The sequence below is a fragment of the Streptomyces sp. NPDC028305 genome (genome assembly GCF_055569495.1).
Genome location: NZ_JBVHTN010000008.1, coordinates 551729 through 568059 on the forward strand (window position 1 = coordinate 551729; position 16331 = coordinate 568059).

General features: G+C 72.7%; 13 protein-coding genes and 2 pseudogenes. 9 read left to right on the forward strand and 6 right to left on the reverse strand.

What is annotated here, in order from left to right; translation table 11 throughout:
- Positions 1–6: 6 nt before the first annotated feature.
- From ACZ4WQ_RS35760 to ACZ4WQ_RS35770, 3 genes are all read left to right on the forward strand, one after another.
- On the forward strand, positions 7–402 hold the full coding sequence (locus ACZ4WQ_RS35760; protein WP_311726775.1) for a DUF742 domain-containing protein: 396 nt from the start codon (positions 7–9) through the stop codon (positions 400–402).
- Complete coding sequence (locus ACZ4WQ_RS35765) at positions 383–976, forward strand: GTP-binding protein (RefSeq protein ID WP_311726774.1); 594 nt, start codon at positions 383–385, stop codon at positions 974–976. The genes ACZ4WQ_RS35760 and ACZ4WQ_RS35765 overlap by 20 nt, the downstream gene beginning before the upstream one ends.
- A 154-nt stretch (positions 977–1130) precedes the next feature.
- On the forward strand, positions 1131–1412 hold the full coding sequence (locus tag ACZ4WQ_RS35770; protein WP_311726974.1) for a metal-sensitive transcriptional regulator: 282 nt from the start codon (positions 1131–1133) through the stop codon (positions 1410–1412).
- Between the two features lie 70 nt (positions 1413–1482).
- On the opposite strand, the gene ACZ4WQ_RS35775 is transcribed toward ACZ4WQ_RS35770, so the two are convergent.
- Positions 1483–2685 carry a lipid-transfer protein gene (locus ACZ4WQ_RS35775; RefSeq protein WP_398376453.1) on the reverse strand — a complete coding sequence of 401 codons (1203 nt, stop codon included), beginning with the start codon at positions 2683–2685 and terminating at the stop codon, positions 1483–1485.
- Complete coding sequence (locus ACZ4WQ_RS35780; protein ID WP_361185138.1) at positions 2682–3149, reverse strand: Zn-ribbon domain-containing OB-fold protein; 468 nt, start codon at positions 3147–3149, stop codon at positions 2682–2684. The genes ACZ4WQ_RS35775 and ACZ4WQ_RS35780 overlap by 4 nt, the downstream gene beginning before the upstream one ends.
- 116 nt (positions 3150–3265) lie before the next feature.
- Here ACZ4WQ_RS35780 and ACZ4WQ_RS35785 point away from each other — a divergent pair, with 116 nt between their 5' ends.
- The 4 genes and pseudogenes from ACZ4WQ_RS35785 to ACZ4WQ_RS35800 all read left to right on the forward strand — a co-directional run bounded on the left by ACZ4WQ_RS35785 (position 3266) and on the right by ACZ4WQ_RS35800 (position 6959).
- Positions 3266–4294: an ABC transporter ATP-binding protein gene (locus tag ACZ4WQ_RS35785; RefSeq protein WP_398376456.1), complete on the forward strand. Its 1029-nt coding sequence runs from the start codon at positions 3266–3268 to the stop codon at positions 4292–4294.
- A gap of 253 nt (positions 4295–4547) precedes the next feature.
- Positions 4548–5267, forward strand: a pseudogene (locus tag ACZ4WQ_RS35790) (extracellular solute-binding protein); the annotation flags it as partial.
- Between the two features lie 658 nt (positions 5268–5925).
- Positions 5926–6108, forward strand: a pseudogene (locus ACZ4WQ_RS35795) (ABC transporter permease); the annotation flags it as partial.
- A 38-nt stretch (positions 6109–6146) separates the two neighbouring features.
- Positions 6147–6959 (forward strand): ABC transporter permease, encoded by an 813-nt coding sequence (locus ACZ4WQ_RS35800; RefSeq protein ID WP_398376458.1) that lies wholly within the window; start codon positions 6147–6149, stop codon positions 6957–6959.
- Positions 6960–6998: 39 nt separating this feature from the next.
- Here ACZ4WQ_RS35800 and ACZ4WQ_RS35805 read toward each other — a convergent pair whose 3' ends face one another.
- On the reverse strand, positions 6999–7802 hold the full coding sequence (locus tag ACZ4WQ_RS35805; RefSeq protein ID WP_311726769.1) for a M15 family metallopeptidase: 804 nt from the start codon (positions 7800–7802) through the stop codon (positions 6999–7001).
- Between the two features lie 96 nt (positions 7803–7898).
- Entirely contained in the window at positions 7899–10355 is a 2457-nt protein-coding gene (locus ACZ4WQ_RS35810) for a glycoside hydrolase family 31 protein (protein WP_398376461.1), read from the reverse strand.
- Between the two features lie 192 nt (positions 10356–10547).
- Here ACZ4WQ_RS35810 and ACZ4WQ_RS35815 point away from each other — a divergent pair, with 192 nt between their 5' ends.
- Both ACZ4WQ_RS35815 and ACZ4WQ_RS35820 read left to right on the forward strand, forming a co-directional pair.
- Positions 10548–12587 (forward strand): acetoacetate--CoA ligase, encoded by a 2040-nt coding sequence (locus ACZ4WQ_RS35815; RefSeq protein WP_398376462.1) that lies wholly within the window; start codon positions 10548–10550, stop codon positions 12585–12587.
- Between the two features lie 70 nt (positions 12588–12657).
- A complete protein-coding gene (locus tag ACZ4WQ_RS35820; RefSeq protein WP_398376464.1) occupies positions 12658–13560 on the forward strand; it encodes a hypothetical protein in 903 nt (300 codons plus the stop codon).
- An 80-nt stretch (positions 13561–13640) separates the two neighbouring features.
- Here ACZ4WQ_RS35820 and ptsP read toward each other — a convergent pair whose 3' ends face one another.
- Together ptsP and ACZ4WQ_RS35830 are read right to left on the reverse strand one after the other, a co-directional pair.
- On the reverse strand, positions 13641–15311 hold the full coding sequence (gene ptsP / locus ACZ4WQ_RS35825; RefSeq protein ID WP_385344433.1) for a phosphoenolpyruvate--protein phosphotransferase: 1671 nt from the start codon (positions 15309–15311) through the stop codon (positions 13641–13643).
- Between the two features lie 98 nt (positions 15312–15409).
- Complete coding sequence (locus tag ACZ4WQ_RS35830) at positions 15410–15859, reverse strand: PTS sugar transporter subunit IIA (protein ID WP_311726764.1); 450 nt, start codon at positions 15857–15859, stop codon at positions 15410–15412.
- Positions 15860–16331: the final 472 nt, after the last annotated feature.

A 16331-nucleotide genomic window follows, 5' to 3' on the forward strand; every position in this document is an offset into this window, starting at 1 on the left:
GGGGAGATGACCGCAGAGGGTGAAGGCACTGCCCACTGGATCGACGACGCGGCGGGACCGGTGGTCCGGCCGTACGCGATGACACGGGGCCGCACCCGCAGTGCGGCCGAGGGAAAGCTCGACCTCATCGCGGTGGTCGTCGCCGACAGCGTGAGCCAGGTGCCCGTCGCCGACCAGACGTTGTCCCCGGAGCACATCGACATCGTCGAGATGAGCCGGGACTCCCCTCAGTCCGTCGCCGAGCTGGCGGCCGAACTCGACCTGCCGGTCGGCGTCGTCCGAGTGCTCATCGGTGACCTGTTGCACGCCGCACTCGTCCGAGTGTCCCGGCCCGTACCTCCGGCGGAACTGCCGGACGAGAGGATTCTGCGCGAGGTGATCAATGGTCTACGGGCACTCTGACCCGGGCCGCTCACACGTCATCGACCCGGTCACGCTGAAAATTCTGGTGGCGGGCGGGTTCGGCGCGGGCAAGACGACTCTGGTGGGCGCGGTGAGCGAGATCAAACCGCTGCGCACCGAGGAGCTGCTCACCGAGGCGGGCCGTCCGGTCGACGACATCGCGGGGGTGGAGGCCAAGACGACCACCACCGTGGCCATGGACTTCGGGCGCATCACGCTCCGCGAGGACCTGGTGCTCTATCTGTTCGGCACCCCGGGACAGGACCGCTTCTGGTTCCTGTGGGACGAGCTGGCGACGGGCGCGCTCGGTGCCGTCGTCCTCGCCGACACCCGGCGGCTGGAGGACTGCTTCGCCGCGGTCGACTACTTCGAGCGGCGCGGCATCGCCTTCACGGTCGCCGTCAACTGCTTCGAGGGCGCCCAGCGCTACCCGGAGGAGGCGGTGCGCGACGCGCTCGACCTCGACCCGGGCACGCCGGTCGTCCTGTGCGACGCACGGCAGCGGGAATCCGCCAAGGAAGTGCTCATCTCGGTCGTCGAGCACGCGATGATGGCCTCCGCGGCCAGGCGCTAGGCCGGCGCGCGCCGCCAGGTCGGCGTCGGCGATACGGCCCGTACCCCGCCGTCCGGGGTGCGGGCCGTGGTGTGTCTCGGGACGTCTCCGGCCGGGCAGGTCGCCCGCCGGGTATCTGGAAGGAGTGGCTGTGGAGCCGCAACCGGAGCCGGAACTGGAGCTGGAGCTGGCGGCCGAGGAGCTGACCGCGGTGCTGAACCGGCTGCGCCGGGCCCAGGGGCAGATCGCCGGGGTCGTCAGGATGATCGAGGACGGCCGGGACTGCGAAGAGGTGATCACTCAGCTGGCGGCCGCGTCCAGGGCGCTGGACCGGGCGGGTTTCGCGATCATCGCCAGCGGTCTTCAGCACTGTCTCGCCGACGAGAACGGCGCCCGGCCGCAGACCAGGGAGCGCAACCGGGTGCGGCTGGAGAAGCTGTTCCTGTCGCTGGCCTGACGCGCGGCCCGGGTCGGCGGCCCACGATTGCCGCCCCGCGACGACCCGGCACCGACCCGCACCGCGCCGCTCAGCGGACCGCGATCACCGACGACCCGTGCCCGAACAGCCCCTGGTTCGCGGTGATCCCGGTCCGCGCCTCCGCCACCTGCCGCTCCCCGGCCAGGCCCCGCAGCTGCCAGGTCAGTTCGCACACCTGGGCGATGGCCTGGGCCGGGACCGCCTCGCCGAAGGACGCGAGGCCGCCGCTCGGGTTGACGGGCAGCCGCCCGCCGAGCGCCGTGACGCCCTCGCTCAGCAGCTTCGCGCCCTCCCCGGCCCCGCACAGCCCCAGGTCCTCGTACCACTCCAGCTCCAGCGCGGTGGACAGGTCGTACACCTCCGCGAGCGACAGGTCCTCGGGCCCGAGCCCCGCCTCCTCGTATGCCGCCCGCGCGAGGGCGGAGCGGAAGGAGCCGGGCTCCGGGTCCGGGGCGGCCGCCGCCGAGTCGGTCGCGATGTCCGGCAGGTCCAGCTCGGTGCGCGGATAGCGCGGGGTGACGGTGGAGACGGCGCGGATCCGCACCGGCCGCCGGACGCCCCGCCGCCGGGCGAAGTCCAGGCTGCTCAGCACCAGCGCGGCCGCCCCGTCGGACGTCGCGCAGATGTCCAGCAGGCGCAGCGGGTCGGCGACGACCGGGGAGGCCGCGACGTCCTCGGCGCTGACCGCCGCGCGGTAGCGGGCGTTCGGGTTGGCGGCCCCCGCGGCCGCGTTCTTCACCTTGACCCGCGCGAAGTCGTCGGGCGTGTCGCCGTACCGGGCCATCCGGCGGCGGGCCCAGAGGGCGAAGTACGCGGGGTTGGTGGCGCCCAGCAGCCGGAAGCGCAGCCAGTCGGGGTCATCGGGCCGGTCGCCGCCCACGGGCGCGAAGAAGCCCTTGGGCGCCGCGTCCGCGCCGACGACGAGCACGGTGTCCGCCAGCCCGGCCAGGATCTGGGTGCGGGCGGTCTGAATGGCCTGCGCGCCGGAGGCGCAGGCCGCGTACACACTGGTCACCCGCGCCCCCTGCCAGCCCAGTGCCCGCGCGAAGGTCGCGCCCGCCACCTGCCCGGGGTAGCCGCTCCGCACGGTGTTGGCGCCGACCACGGAGTCGACGGCGGGCCAGTCGAGACCGGCGTCGGCGAGCGCGGCGCGCGCGGCCACCGTGCCGTACTCGACGAAGCCGCGGCCCCACTTCCCCCAGGGGTGCATCCCGGCGCCCAGCACCGCCACCTCGCCGCCCGCCCCGGTCATGACCGCTCCTCGGCGCGGGGCGCGCCGCGCTTGACGGGTTGCCAGTTCCACGTGGTCCAGATGTGCTCGGCGTCCTCGTTCAGCACCCCGGGCACGGCCTCGACCTCCATCCCCACGGCCAGGTCGGCCACGGTCACCCCGGGCGCGCCCTGCCCGAGCACCACGATCCGCTCGGCCGCCAGCTCCACCGCGATCAGGGTGTACGGGCGCCACTCCACGCCGGGGTCGCTGACATACGGCGCGGGCGGCCGGTAGCGGCCGTCGGTGTACGACCAGACGCGGCCGCGCCGGGACAGCGGCACCTCGTCCAGCTCGGTGCCCGCGCAGCCGGGGTTGCGGCAGAAGGAGTCCTCCCGGGGGAAGAACACCGAGCGGCAGACCCGGCACCGCGTCCCCAGCAGCCGGAACTCCTCGCCCTCGGCGGTGAACCACCCGGGGACCACCGGTGTACGGGTGCGCGGCACGACGCCTCCCAGACAGCGGGACAACCAGAACTGACGATACGTCAGAAGTGTGGCACAGCGGCCGCGGGGCACGTAACCCCGGTATCAGGGGTACCACCCCAGCGAAGGGAGCACGCGTGGCCACGACGGAAGCGGCGGTCCGGCTGGCGGCCGTGAGCAAGGACTTCGGCTCCGTACGAGCGGTCGACGGCGTCGATCTCTCCCTCCCCGAGGGCGAGTTCTTCTCGCTCCTCGGCCCCTCCGGCTCCGGCAAGACCACCCTGCTGCGCCTGGTCGCGGGGATCGAGCGGCCCACCGCGGGCCGCGTCGAGCTGTCCGGCCGCGATGTCACCGCGCTGCCGCCCCACCGCCGCGACGTGCGCACCGTCTTCCAGGACTACGCGCTGTTCCCGCACATGAATGTCGAGCGGAACGTCGCGTACGCCCTGATGGTGCGCGGCGTGCGCAAGGCCGAGCGGCTCGCCCGCGCCCGCGAGGCCCTGACCACGGTCCGGTTGGACGGCTTCGGGCCGCGCCGCCCCGCAGAGCTCTCCGGCGGCCAGCGGCAGCGCGTCGCCCTGGCCCGCGCGCTGGTCGACCGGCCGGCCGTGCTGCTGCTGGACGAGCCCCTCGGCGCGCTCGACCTCGGCCTGCGCCGGCAGATGCAGACCGAGCTGAAGGAACTCCAGCGCACCACCGGCATCACCTTCCTCCTCGTCACCCATGACCAGGAGGAGGCACTGACCATGAGCGACCGCGTCGCGGTGGTCTCTGACGGCCGGATCGAACAGATCGGCCCGCCTGTGGAGGTGTACGAGCGCCCCGCCACCGCCTTTGTCGCGGGCTTTATGGGCAGCACCAACCTGCTGCGCGGCGCCGCGGCCGTCCGTGTGGTGGGCCGCCCGGGCGCCTACAGCATCCGGCCCGAGCGCATCCGCCTCGCCGGCCTCGCCGAGCCGTCCGCCGACGGGGAGCGGAGCGTGACCGGGCGCATCGCCGACATCGTGCACGCCGGGGCGCACACCCGCTTCACCGTTGTGCTTCCACACGGCGACCGGCTGACCGTGATCCGGCAGAACCTGGCTCAACTCCCGTGCGCCGTCCGCCCCGAGGCCGATGTCCGGCTGCTGTGGGACGACGACGACGCCTTTCCGCTGCCCGGCTGAGCCGGGAGGTTGACCTGGACATTGCATGAGGCGCCCTGGCGAGGCGGAATCCCGCCCCTGATACTGGCGGGATCCCGGACAGCCATGTCGTAGGGGAGGACCAGGATGCGGAAGACATTCGTGGGGAGGTCCGCGGCCGTGGCGTGCGCCCTGCTGGCCGCCACGGCATGTGGCTCGAACGGCGACGACGAGAAGGCGAAGGCCCCGGAGAAGCTCGGCAAGGGCGAGGGCAAGGTCAACATCATCGCGTGCGCACGGCCGGGGCGCCAACCTCCTCATGTACCGCACCGACAAGGTCAAACCCGCCCCCGACTCCTGGCGCGCCGTCTTCGACGACGCCGACGCCTACCGCGGCCACGTCACCGCGTACGACTCGCCCATCTACATCGCCGACGCCGCCCTCTACCTGATGAAGACCCAGCCGTCGCTGGGCATCAAGGACCCCTACGCCCTGGACCGCGGCCAGCTCGACGCCGCCGTCGCCCTGCTCAAGAAGCAGCACCGGGCGATCGGGGAGTACTGGAGCGACTACCAGAAGGAGATCACCGCCTTCTAGGGCGGCGACAGCGTCATCGGCACCACCTGGCAGGTCATCGCCAACCTCACCTAGGCCGAGAAGGCGCCGGTCAAGGCCGTACTGCCCAAGGAAGGCGCCACCGGCTGGTCCGACACCTGGATGGTCTCCGCCAAGGCCGAGAACCCCAACTGCGCCTACAAATGGCTCGACTGGATCGTCTCCCCGAAGGTCAACGCCCAGGTCGCCGAGTACTTCGGCGAGGCCCCGCCCAACGCCAAGGCATGCGCCCGGACCAAGGACCCCCGCCACTGCGCCGTCTACCACGCCGACGACGAGAGCTACCACCGGCAGGTCCACTTCTGGACCACGCCCATCAAGCAGTGCCTCGACGGACGCAAAAACACCACCTGCACCGACTACGCCCAGTGGACCAGGGCCTGGACCGAGATCAAGGGCTGGGATGGGAGCCCCCGCAGCCCGCCCGGCACCCGACCCATCCTCACCCCCCCGCCCCGGCCCCCGAGAGGCCCTGCTCGGCCTGCCACTGCTGTGGCTGACCCTGGCCTACCTCGGCTCGATCGGCGATCTTCACCTTCTCGCTCAGCGTCTCTGATCGGCTTGGGTTCCCTGAGTTGTCCTGGGTGATCCGGGGCGACGTCGGGTGGTTGGCTCGTGTTGATATGCCGACGGGGGTTGGAGTCCCGCGGGTGTGAGCCGGTTGTGGCCGCCTGGTGCGGTCGGTGCCGATCGTGTTCGGTTCCTGCTGCTGTCGACGCCGCTGGACGCGGCGGGTCTGGCGCGGTGGAGGTCGCCCTGCCGGACGCTTTCCGAGCCGATGTGGACCCGGTCGGGGCAGGGACCCCGCGTCGCTTCCCGGGCGCGGGGCGTTTGGTTCATGGGAGCTGTGGAGTCCGCTCCCTGTTCTGTTGGCAGGCCGACGCGGTATGAAGATTCGCGGCCAAGACTGCACCGTAGCGCCGTCGCTCTCACCGGCAACAGCCCCACCGGACATCTCACCCGATCGCGTGAATTTATCGAACGGGCGATCCAGAAAGTGCGGCTCGCCTGCCCAGAAACACCCAGGATCCTCAGGCCATTCGCACGACTGCTACACACCTTCGGCGACTACATCACCGTGCAGATCGTCGGCGGCAAGACCCAGCTGCTGGGAAACGTCATCGCCTCGCAGATCACCCTCGACCTGCCCATGGCAGCCGCGCTCTCCGCGGTGCCCGTCGTCCTGATCGTCTGCTATCTGGCCGCCGTACGCCGGGCGGGAGCCCTCGACTCCCTCTGAGACCCCGCCCGCCCGTCCTGTTCAAGGAGGTGCCGCCCGTGCGGCTGTCGCGCACCGCCCGCATCGCCCTCGGCTGTGTCACCGCCGCCGGGCTCGCCGTCGTCTACGCGCCCCTGCTGCTCGTCCTGCTCAACTCCGTCAACTCCGACCGGTCCTTCGGCTGGCCGCCCAGCGGCCTGACCGGCCGGTGGTGGCGCGCCGCGCTGCACAGCGACGGAGCGCGGGAAGCGCTGCTCACCTCCGTACGGGCCGGTCTCGCCGCGACCGCCATCGCGCTGGTGCTCGGCACCATGGCCGCCTTCGCCGTCCACCGCCACCGCTTCTTCGGGCGGCGCACCGTGTCCTTCCTGCTGGTGCTGCCCCTCGCGCTGCCCGGCATCGTCAGCGGCATCGCCCTCAACGCGGCCTTCCGCACCTTCCTCGACCCCTTCGGCGTCGGCTTCGGCCTGTTCACGGTGGTCGTCGGGCACGCCACCTTCTGCGTCGTCGTGGTCTTCAACAACGTCGGGGCGCGGCTGCGCCGGCTGGCGCCCTCGATGGCCGAGGCCTCGGCCGACCTCGGCGCACGCCCCTGGCAGACCTTCCGCCACGTCACGTTCCCGGCCGTACGCTCGGCGCTCTTCGCGGGCGGGCTGCTGGCCTTCGCGCTGTCCTTCGACGAGATCGTGGTGACGACCTTCACCGCCGGGCCCGGGACCAGCACCCTGCCCATCTGGATCTACGAGAACCTGGCCCGGCCCCACCAGGCGCCCGTCGTCAATGTCGTGGCCGCCCTGCTGGTCGCCCTCTCCGTGCTCCCCGTCCACATCGCGCAGCGGCTCTCCGCCGACCCGGCGGGCGGCCGGCTGTGAGCCGCGCCGCCGCCCGCCGGGCGCGGGGGAGCCCCCGCCTCAGTGGCCGCGCAACGACCGGTGCGAGACGGGAAAGTCGAAGTAGGTGTCCGGGAACAGCTCCGGCTTGTAGGTGTAGTGCCACCACTCCTCGGCCAGATTCACAAAGCCCAGGGCCTCCAGCGTGTCCTTCAGCAGCAGCCGGTTCGCCCGCTGCGCGCCCTGGATCCGCGGGTCCAGCGTGTGCGAGAGCGTGTCGAAGCAGTCGTAACCGGTGCCCATGTCCACGGAGTTGTCCGGGAACCGCTCGCCCTTCGGCGCGTAACACGGCACCAGCTTCTCGCCCGGCTCATACGGACGGGTGGGCACGGCGGGCAGCTTGACGATCGTCAGGTCCAGGGTGCTGCCCCGGCTGTGCCCCGACTTCTCGGCTATGTAACCGTCCTCGAACAGCCGCGTCTTGTCGACATCCGGGTAGAACTCCCCCTTCATCGACTGGTCGTCGAGGTCCTTCGCCCACTCCACGAAGTCGTTGACCGCGCGCTGCGGCCGATAGCAGTCGTACACCTTGAGCGTGTAGCCCTGGCGCAGCAGCGAGCCCTGCGCCCGGTGCAGGGCCTCGGCGGCCGGGCGGGTGAGGATGCACAGCGGCTCGAGGTAGCCGTCCACGCGGTGGCCGGTGAAGTTGTGCGGGGTGTCGTAGCGGATCTCCTGGAGGATCGTCGGGTCCACAGCGCTCAGCGCCACGAACTCCTTCGGCGCTTTGGGTTCGGCCCGGGCCTGCGCCGGGGCGGGGGCGGAGAGGGCCAGCAGGGCGGCGAAGGGCAGGGCGAGCGCGCGCAGCGCGACAGTGAATCTCGGCATGCCCACCTCAGATATCAGGGCGGCCGGGTCCGGAACAAGCCCCACCGGAACCGACACGCCCATCCGCGGGCCTCCAAGTGGCCCATCCGGCCCCGCTCACTGCCGGCGCGGCCGCTCCTTCGGAGCCTCGCCGCGCACCCGCACCGGGTACCCGGGCTCCGCCGCGCCCTCCCGCTCGACCGCCACCTCGCCGTCCCGCAGCCGCGAGACGAACCGCACCACCTCCGGCCTGTCCCACCCGTCGCCCGGGTCCACGACCAGCGTCCCGCGGCCCGGACGGCCCCGCACCGGAGTCCACGCCTCCAACTCCACCCCGCCGTCCGCGCCCGCCACCGGCACCACCGCGCCCGCCCGCGCCAGCACCGGCACACGCGACAGCGGGGCGTCCAGCACCACCTGCCCCGGGCCCTCGTACGCCCGGCCGGTCGCCGTGTCGTACCAGCGGCCGCGCGGCAGCCGCACCGCCCGCCGCTCGGCGCCCTCCTCCAGCACCGGCGCCACCAGCAGCGCGTCCCCCAGCAGAAAGGCGTCCTCGCAGTCGCGCAGCGCCCGGTCCTTGGGCCACCGCCACCACACCGGACGCGCGTACGGCGCCCCCGTGCGCCGGGCCTCGTGCGCCAGCGTGACGAAGTACGGCAGCAGCCGCTGCCGCTCGTGCAGCGCGGCCGCCGCGTGCGTGAGGACCGACTCCCCGAACTCCCACGGCTCCCGCCGTCCCGCCCAGATCGCCGAATGCGTGCGGAACAGCGGCAGATACGACGCCAGCTGGAACCAGCGCAGATACAGCTCGGGGGACGGGCTGCCGGTGAACCCGCCGACGTCCGGGCCGGAGTACGGCACCCCCGACAGGCCAAGACCCAGCACCAGGGACAGTGAGGCGCGCAGCCCCGGCCACCCGGTCGCCACATCCCCGGACCAGCTGCCCCCGTACCGCTGGAGCCCCGCCCACCCCGACCGGGAGAACAGAAACGGGCGCTCCTCGGGCCGCAGCTCCAGCAGCCCCTCGTAGCCGGCCCGCGCCATCGCCAGACCGTAGACGTTGTGCGCCTCGCGGTGGTCGCCGCCCCGGCCCTCCAGGGCGTGCCGCGCCGAGCGCGGCAGCGTCGGATCGCCGAAGGCCGCGAACGACACCGGCTCGTTCATGTCGTGCCACACCCCGGAGAACCCCTGCGCCAGCCGCTCCGCGTACAGCCCGCCCCACCACTTGCGCACCCGCGGATCGGTGAAGTCCGGGAACACCGCCTCGCCCGGCCACACCACCCCGCGCACCTCGCGCCCGCGCGCATCGCGTACGAACACCTCCTCGGCCGAGCCGCTGTCGTACGCCGCGGTGCCCGGCTCCGCCTTGACCGCCGGATCGACGATCGACACCAGGCGCGTCCCGCCCTCCCGCAACTCCGCCGCCAGCCCCGGCAGATCGGGGTAGCGGCCGGCGTCCACCGTGAACACCCGGTGCCCGGCGAGGTGGTCGATGTCCAGATGCAGCGCCGACAGCGGCAGCTCCCGCTCCCGGTAGCCCGCCACCACCCGCCGCACCTCCTCCTGGCCGCCGAACCCCCAGCGCGCGTGGTGGTGGCCCAGCGCCCAGCTCGGCGGCACCGCGGGAGCGCCCGTGAGCGCCGCCCAGCCCTGAAGCGCCCGCGCCGGCGTGCCCACGATCACCCAGTAGCGCAGCGGGCCGCCCTCCATCCGGATCCGGCAGCCGCCCGGCCGGTCGTGCCCGGAACCCTCGCCCTCCTCGCCCTCCCGCAGCGTGACCGTGCCGTCCCACGAGTTGTCATGGAACACCAGATGGGTGCCCGCGTCCGCCACCACCAGCTGCACCGGCATGGTCAGATACAGCGGGTCGTCCCCCGGCCCGAAGCTGCCGCCCGGATCGGTGTTCCACAGCCGGTACGAGCCGTCCCGCAGCCGCGGCCCGGACGCCCGCCCGCCCAGCCCGAAGAACCGCGCGTCCGCAGCGACCTGCGACCGGTGCTCCCACCGCGCCACGGCCCGCCCCGCTCCCGGCCTCTCCCCGTCCGTAAGCGGCTCGTCGCCGACCGCGCCCGGCCCGCCGGCATCCACGCCCCGCCCCTCCGGATCGGCCCCGGCCGGCTCCCACCAGCGCGGCGGCAGATCCCGCCGCAGCACCACCCCGCCCGGCGTCCGCATCTCCACCGCCCCGGTCCGCGAGACCGTCACCGTCACCCGCTCGGAGACCACCCGCCAGCCGCCGTCCGTGTCCGGCTCGAGACGCACCCGCTCGTCCGCGTCCGGGCAGGGCCCGTCCAGCGCGTACGAAGGCGCCGGCTCGGCGCCGTCCCACCCGCAGAACACCGCGCCGCCCGCGGTCACCCGCACCAGCAGCGAGGACCGCGCGAACCGCACCACCCCGCCGCCCGGCTGCGGATCCGCCCCCAGGACCTCGCCCGGCACCCGCGCGCGCTCAGGCCCCCGCGGCGGCAGCCCGACCGCGTCGGAACGCCGACGCCGCCACGCCGAGCGCAGCGACCTGAGCCCCTGCGCCGTACCGACCACCTTCACCGACCGCACCAGGTCACGCGCATCCATGTTGATCACCCTGCCATTGACGGAGCCCCGTGCGCGCGGCGTTCAACTGCCGTTCACCCGTGGTCCCGACACATCCCCACCGCCCCCGATATGGAGTGGCGGCCCTGGTGCACAAGTCGATCACATGGCATCGTCCTGCACGGGACACACACCGCGCGTATCCGCGCACCGCGAGGAGCCGGGAGCCGACAGATGACCACCGCAGCGCACCCAGACCACCTGCCGCGCCCCCTCTGGCAGCCGGGGCCTGAGCGGATCGCCCGGGCCCAGCTCACCCGCTTCCACACCTGGGCGGCCGAGCGCCACGGCGCCCCCGCGCCCGACCCCGCCGACCCGGCGGCGAGCTACGCCGCGCTGCACCGCTGGTCCGTGACGGAGCTGGAGCGCTTCTGGCAGGCGGTCGCCGAGTGGTTCGAGGTGCGCTTCGCCACCCCGTACGACACCGTGCTCGCCGACGCCGCCATGCCCGGCGCCCAGTGGTTCCCCGGAGCCACCCTCAACTACGCCGAACACGCGCTGCGCGCCGCCGAGGACCCCGCCCGCGCCACCGAACCCGCCCTGCTCCACGTCGACGAGAGCCAAGAGCCGCGGCCCGTCAGCTGGGCCGAGCTGCGCGGCCAGGTCGGCGCGGCCGCCGCCGAGCTGCGCCGCCTGGGCGTACGCCCCGGGGACCGGATCAGCGGCTACCTCCCGAACATCCCGCAGGCGGCCGTCGCGCTCCTGGCCACCGCCGCCGTCGGCGCCGTATGGACCTCCTGCGCCCCCGACTTCGGCGCGCGCAGCGTGCTGGACCGCTTCCAGCAGGTCGAGCCGGTGGTCCTGTTCACCGTGGACGGCTACCGCTACGGCGGCAAGGAACACGACCGCACCGAGACCGTCGCCGAGCTGCGCCGCGAACTGCCGACCCTGCGCGCCGTCGTCCACATCCCGCTGCTGGGCACCCCGGCCCCCGAGGGCGCGATCGAATGGGACACCGTGGTGCGCGAGCCGGCGGAACCGGTCTTCGAGCAGGTGCCCTTCGACCACCCGCTGTGGGTGCTCTACTCCTCGGGCACCACCGGACTGCCCAAGGCGATCGTCCAGTCCCAGGGCGGCATCCTGATCGAGCACCTCAAACAGCTGGGCCTGCACTGCGACCTGGGCCCCGGGGACCGGTTCTTCTGGTACACCTCCACCGGCTGGATGATGTGGAACTTCCTGGTGTCGGGCCTGCTCGTCGGCACCACCGTGGTCCTCTACGACGGCAGCCCCGGCTACCCCGACACCGCCGCCCAGTGGCGCGTCGCCGAGCGCACCGGGACCACGCTCTACGGCACCTCGGCGGCCTATGTCATGGCCTGCCGCAAGGCCGGGGTCCACCCGGCCCGCGACTTCGAGCTCTCGCGCGTCGCCTGCGTGGCCACGACCGGCTCCCCGCTGCCGCCCGACGGCTTCCGCTGGATCCACGACGAGTTCGCCGCCGACTCGGGCGACATGTGGATCGCCTCGGTCAGCGGCGGCACGGACGTGTGCAGCTGCTTCGCGGGGGCCGTCCCCACCCTCCCGGTCCACATCGGCGAACTCCAGGCCCCCGGGCTCGGCACGGACCTACAGGCGTGGAACCCGAGCGGCGAACCGGTGCTCGACGAGGTCGGCGAACTGGTCATCACCCGCCCCATGCCGTCCATGCCCGTCCGCTTCTGGAACGACCCGGACGGCAGCCGCTACCGCGACAGCTACTTCGACATGTTCCCCGGGGTCTGGCGGCACGGCGACTGGATCACCCTCACCGAGCGCGGCACGGTCGTCATCCACGGCCGCTCCGACTCCACGCTCAACCGGCAGGGCGTACGGATGGGCTCCGCCGACATCTACGAAGCCGTGGAGCGCCTCCCCGAGATCCGCGAATCCCTCGTCATCGGCGTCGAACAGCCCGACGGCGGCTACTGGATGCCGCTGTTCGTCCACCTGGCTCCGGGCGCCGCCCTCGACGAGGCGCTGCGCGACCGCATCAAGCGCACCATCCGCGAACAGCTCTCCCCGCGCCATGTGCCCGACGAGATCATCGAAGTGCCCGGCGTGCCGCACACCCTCACCGGCAAGCGGATCGAGGTGCCGGTCAAGCGGCTGCTCCAGGGCACCACCCTGGACAAGGCGGTCAACCCGGGCTCGGTCGACAACGTGGAGCTGCTGCGCTTCTACGAGCGCCTGGCCCGCGACAAGTCCGCCCCGCCGACCCCGCCCGCCGCGTAGCGGCACAGCGCGTTGTCAGTGCCCCCGGTTACGGTGAGTGAGCACTGATCGACCGCGCAGAGGGGGAGTCATGGCGCACACCACACACGGCGGCACGGACCGGAGGGACCGCGCCGCGCGGCGCGCGCTGCGCAGAGAAGCGCCCAGCACCGTGGCGCTGCTGGCCGGCGAGGAGGACTTCGCGGCCATGCGGCGCTACGCGTCGTTCGCCTTCGACGACCACGCCGCGTATCTGCGGCAGACGGAGGGGCTGCTGCGGATGCTCGCGGCACAGGGCGTGCACACATCCATCGCCCTCTTCGACCCGGCCGAGTACGAGGAGTTCTGCGCGGACTCCGGCATGGACCCCGACACCTCCGTCGCCCGCACCCGCTACACGGCCGACGTGGCCGCCGCGGGCCCGACCGTGACATACGAGGGCCAGCCGCTCGACCAACTCGTCCAGCGGCTCGTCGGCGCCGCCGAGCAGCAGGCCACCTGGGAGTACGCCACGGCCCTGCTGTCCCGCGCGGGAGGCTGCGGGTGCGGCGACGACCCGGGCCACGCCGCGTTCCGCCGCGCCCAAGCCGCGCTGCGGCGACTGCTCGCGGCGGCCGGGCCCGGCTGCCACCATGTGGTGTGCAGCGTCCCGGCGAACGGCGCCCCGCTCGTGGCAGTGGTCCACGCGGAAGCCACGGAGGTCGTGGAGGGCACCGAGGCCCTGATCTTCAGCACCGTGCTGGCCTGCGGGATCGCCACCAACAGCCCAGGCGGCGTCGTGCTGCGCACCACCACGCCCGGCGCCCCGGACACGGTCCGCGGCTGGTCGCTGCACCAGGGCTGGCTGCGGCCGCTGAGCGAGGCCGAGGTCTTCAGCGCGTACTGCACCGACGCGGAGACCGGCGAGCCCGTCCCGCCCGAGCACGGCGTCGAGTACCGGCCGGGCATCCCGCTACCGGGCCCGGACGACCCCGACGGCCCGGACGGCTCGTAAGGAGACCGACGTAGACGGGAGGCGCCCCGCCGCACCCACCGCGACGGGACGCCTCCCGGACCACACCTCACATCACCGGCTCACTCGCCGGACAGCACCGCCTGCGCGGCGACGCGGGCATCCTCGGCGGTGTCCGCCGCGCGGGCCGCGGCGGCTGCCCGCTCGCACTGGGCGAGCGTGTGCTTGGCCAGCGTGGCACGCACGTAGGGAATCGCCGCGGCGCCCATGGAGAGGCTGGTGACGCCCAGGCCGGTCAGCACGCACGCGAGCAGCGGATCCGACGCGGCCTCCCCGCACACGCCACAGCTCTTGCCCTCGGCCTGCGCGGCCTCGGCGGAAAGGGCCACCAGATCGAGCAGCGCCGGCTGCCACGGGTCCTGAAGCCGGGACACCGCGCCGACCTGACGGTCCGCGGCGAAGGTGTACTGCGCCAGGTCATTGGTGCCCAGCGACAGGAACTCCACCTCCTGGAGGATCGAGCGCGCCCGCAGCGCGGCGGACGGGATCTCCACCATGGCGCCGAACTTGGCCCGCAGCCCCGCCTCCCGGCACGCGTCGGCAAACGCCTTGGCGTCGGTCCGGTCGGCCACCATCGGGGCCATGACCTCCAGGTAGACCGGCAGCCCCGCCGCGGCCTTGGCCAGCGCCGTCAGCTGGGTCCGCAGCACATCCGGGTGGTCGAGCAGCGTCCGCAGCCCGCGCACACCCAGCGCCGGGTTCGGCTCGTCGGCCGGGGTGAGGAACTCCAGCGGCTTGTCCGCGCCCGCGTCCAGGACCCGCACCACCACCCGGCCCTCGGGGAAGGCCTCCAGCACCTGGCGGTACGCCTCGAACTGCTTCTCCTCCGACGGCGCCTTGGTGCTGTCGTCGAGGAAGAGGAACTCGGTGCGGAACAGCCCTACGCCCTCGGCACCGGCCTCCACGGCCGCCGGCACATCCGCCGGGCCGCCGATGTTCGCGAGCAGCGGCACTTTGTGCCCGTCCGACGTCGCACCCGGCCCGGAGGACGCGGCCAGCGCGGCCTTCCGCTCCTCCGCGGCCAGGGCCAACTCGGCCTGCTTCTCCTCGCTCGGGGCCACGAAGATCTCTCCCGTGCTGCCGTCCACAGCGATCAGGATCCCCTCGGCGAGCTCACCGGCGCCGGGCAGCGCCACCACCGCCGGCACACCAAGGGCGCGCGCGAGGATCGCGCTGTGACTCGTCGGCCCGCCCTCCTCGGTCACGAACCCGAGGACCAGGGTGGGGTCGAGCAGCGCGGTGTCGGCGGGGGCCAGGTCCCGCGCGATCAGCACATACGGCTCGTCGCTGTCGGGCACACCCGGCATGGGCACCCCCAGCAGCCGGGCCACGATCCGGTTCCGCACATCGTCCAGGTCGGCCACCCGCCCGGCGAGGTACTCACCGGCCCCGGCCAGCAGCGCCCGGTACGCGGCGAAGGCGTCGTACACCGCGCGCTCGGCCGTGCTGCCCACGGCGATGCGCCGCTCGACATCGGCCATCAGCTCCGGGTCCTGCGCCATCATGGCCTGTGCCTCGAGCACGGCCTGCGCCTCGCCGCCCGCCAGATTGCCGCGCGCCAGCAGATCGGCGGCCACGGCCTCCACCGCCTGGCGAGCGCGCCCTTGCTCGCGCGGCGCCTCGTCCGACGGAATCTGCTTCGCCGGCGGCTCCAGGACCGCGGTCCCCATGTGCCGCACCTCGCCGATCGCCACTCCGTGGCTCACGCCGACGCCTCGCAGCGTTGTCTCCATTGCACACGTCTCCGGTTCGATACGGCGGGGATCACCCGCCGTGGTGGTTGTCTACTCGCCGTAATGGCCGATCAGACCGGCTCCGACCGGCACTGAGCTCATGTCCAGCTGAACAGAACGTCGCCGGACTTCACATCGACGTCCGCACTGACGTCGGCCAGGGACTCCGCGGTGGCCTCAAGCGCCACGACCGGGCAGACCGGCGACTTCCCGGCGGCCACCACGGCCGCGGGGTCCCACCGCACCACGGCGTCGCCGCGCCGCACGGTGTCGCCCTTGTTGATGAGCAACTCGAATCCCTCGCCGCCCAGCTGAACGGTGTCGATGCCGAGGTGGATGAGCACACCGTGCCCCTCCCCGTCGACGACGACGAACGCATGGGCATGGAGTGACACGACAACGCCGTCGATCGGCGCCACCGCCACGGAAGGCTCGAGCACGGGATCGATCGCGGTGCCGGGGCCGACCATCGCCCCGGAGAACACCGGATCGGGCACGGCCTCGAGTCCGATCACACGCCCGGCGAGCGGGGAGGTCACGGTGGTCATTGGGAAGCCTCCCAGGGGTGGAGAATTCGTTACGCACTGTCACTGCCCGTCCCAGGCAGCGCACTGCCCAGAAGCGTAAGTCATAGGAACTGCGGATTCCGCACAAGCTGTGCAGGCCGAAGGGCACCCCTGGGGGACCGAATCGATTTGCCACGGCTGCGCGAGGGTTGTACTGTCGTATCCCTGCCCCGGATGAAGCGCCGCAGTCCACTGCGGGCACATCCAGGTCGAGGCAGCGCCATCAGTCACCTGACGACAGATCTTCGGATCAGCTTTCGCATGTCTGCGAAAAGCACGGATTCGGAGAAACGAAATCGGTCTGATAGCGTGTGAAACACCGAAGGGAAGCGCCCGGAGAAACCGGTGAAACGGTTTCGAAGGAAGCGTCCGTTCCTTGAGAACTCAACAGCGTGCCAAAAGTCAACGCCAGATATGTTGATACCCCGTACGGTCGGCCGGTTCCGGTTGATCG

Coding starts and splice junctions, on each gene's coding strand:
- ACZ4WQ_RS35765 (WP_311726774.1), top strand. CDS start 383: ATGGTCTACGGGCACTCTGACCCGGGCCGCTCACACGTCATCGACCCG.
- ptsP (WP_385344433.1), bottom strand. CDS start 15,311: ATGGAGACAACGCTGCGAGGCGTCGGCGTGAGCCACGGAGTGGCGATC.
- ACZ4WQ_RS35830 (WP_311726764.1), bottom strand. CDS start 15,859: ATGACCACCGTGACCTCCCCGCTCGCCGGGCGTGTGATCGGACTCGAG.
- ACZ4WQ_RS35815 (WP_398376462.1), top strand. CDS start 10,548: ATGACCACCGCAGCGCACCCAGACCACCTGCCGCGCCCCCTCTGGCAG.
- ACZ4WQ_RS35820 (WP_398376464.1), top strand. CDS start 12,658: ATGGCGCACACCACACACGGCGGCACGGACCGGAGGGACCGCGCCGCG.
- ACZ4WQ_RS35775 (WP_398376453.1), bottom strand. CDS start 2,685: ATGACCGGGGCGGGCGGCGAGGTGGCGGTGCTGGGCGCCGGGATGCAC.
- ACZ4WQ_RS35810 (WP_398376461.1), bottom strand. CDS start 10,355: ATGGATGCGCGTGACCTGGTGCGGTCGGTGAAGGTGGTCGGTACGGCG.
- ACZ4WQ_RS35760 (WP_311726775.1), top strand. CDS start 7: ATGACCGCAGAGGGTGAAGGCACTGCCCACTGGATCGACGACGCGGCG.
- ACZ4WQ_RS35805 (WP_311726769.1), bottom strand. CDS start 7,802: ATGCCGAGATTCACTGTCGCGCTGCGCGCGCTCGCCCTGCCCTTCGCC.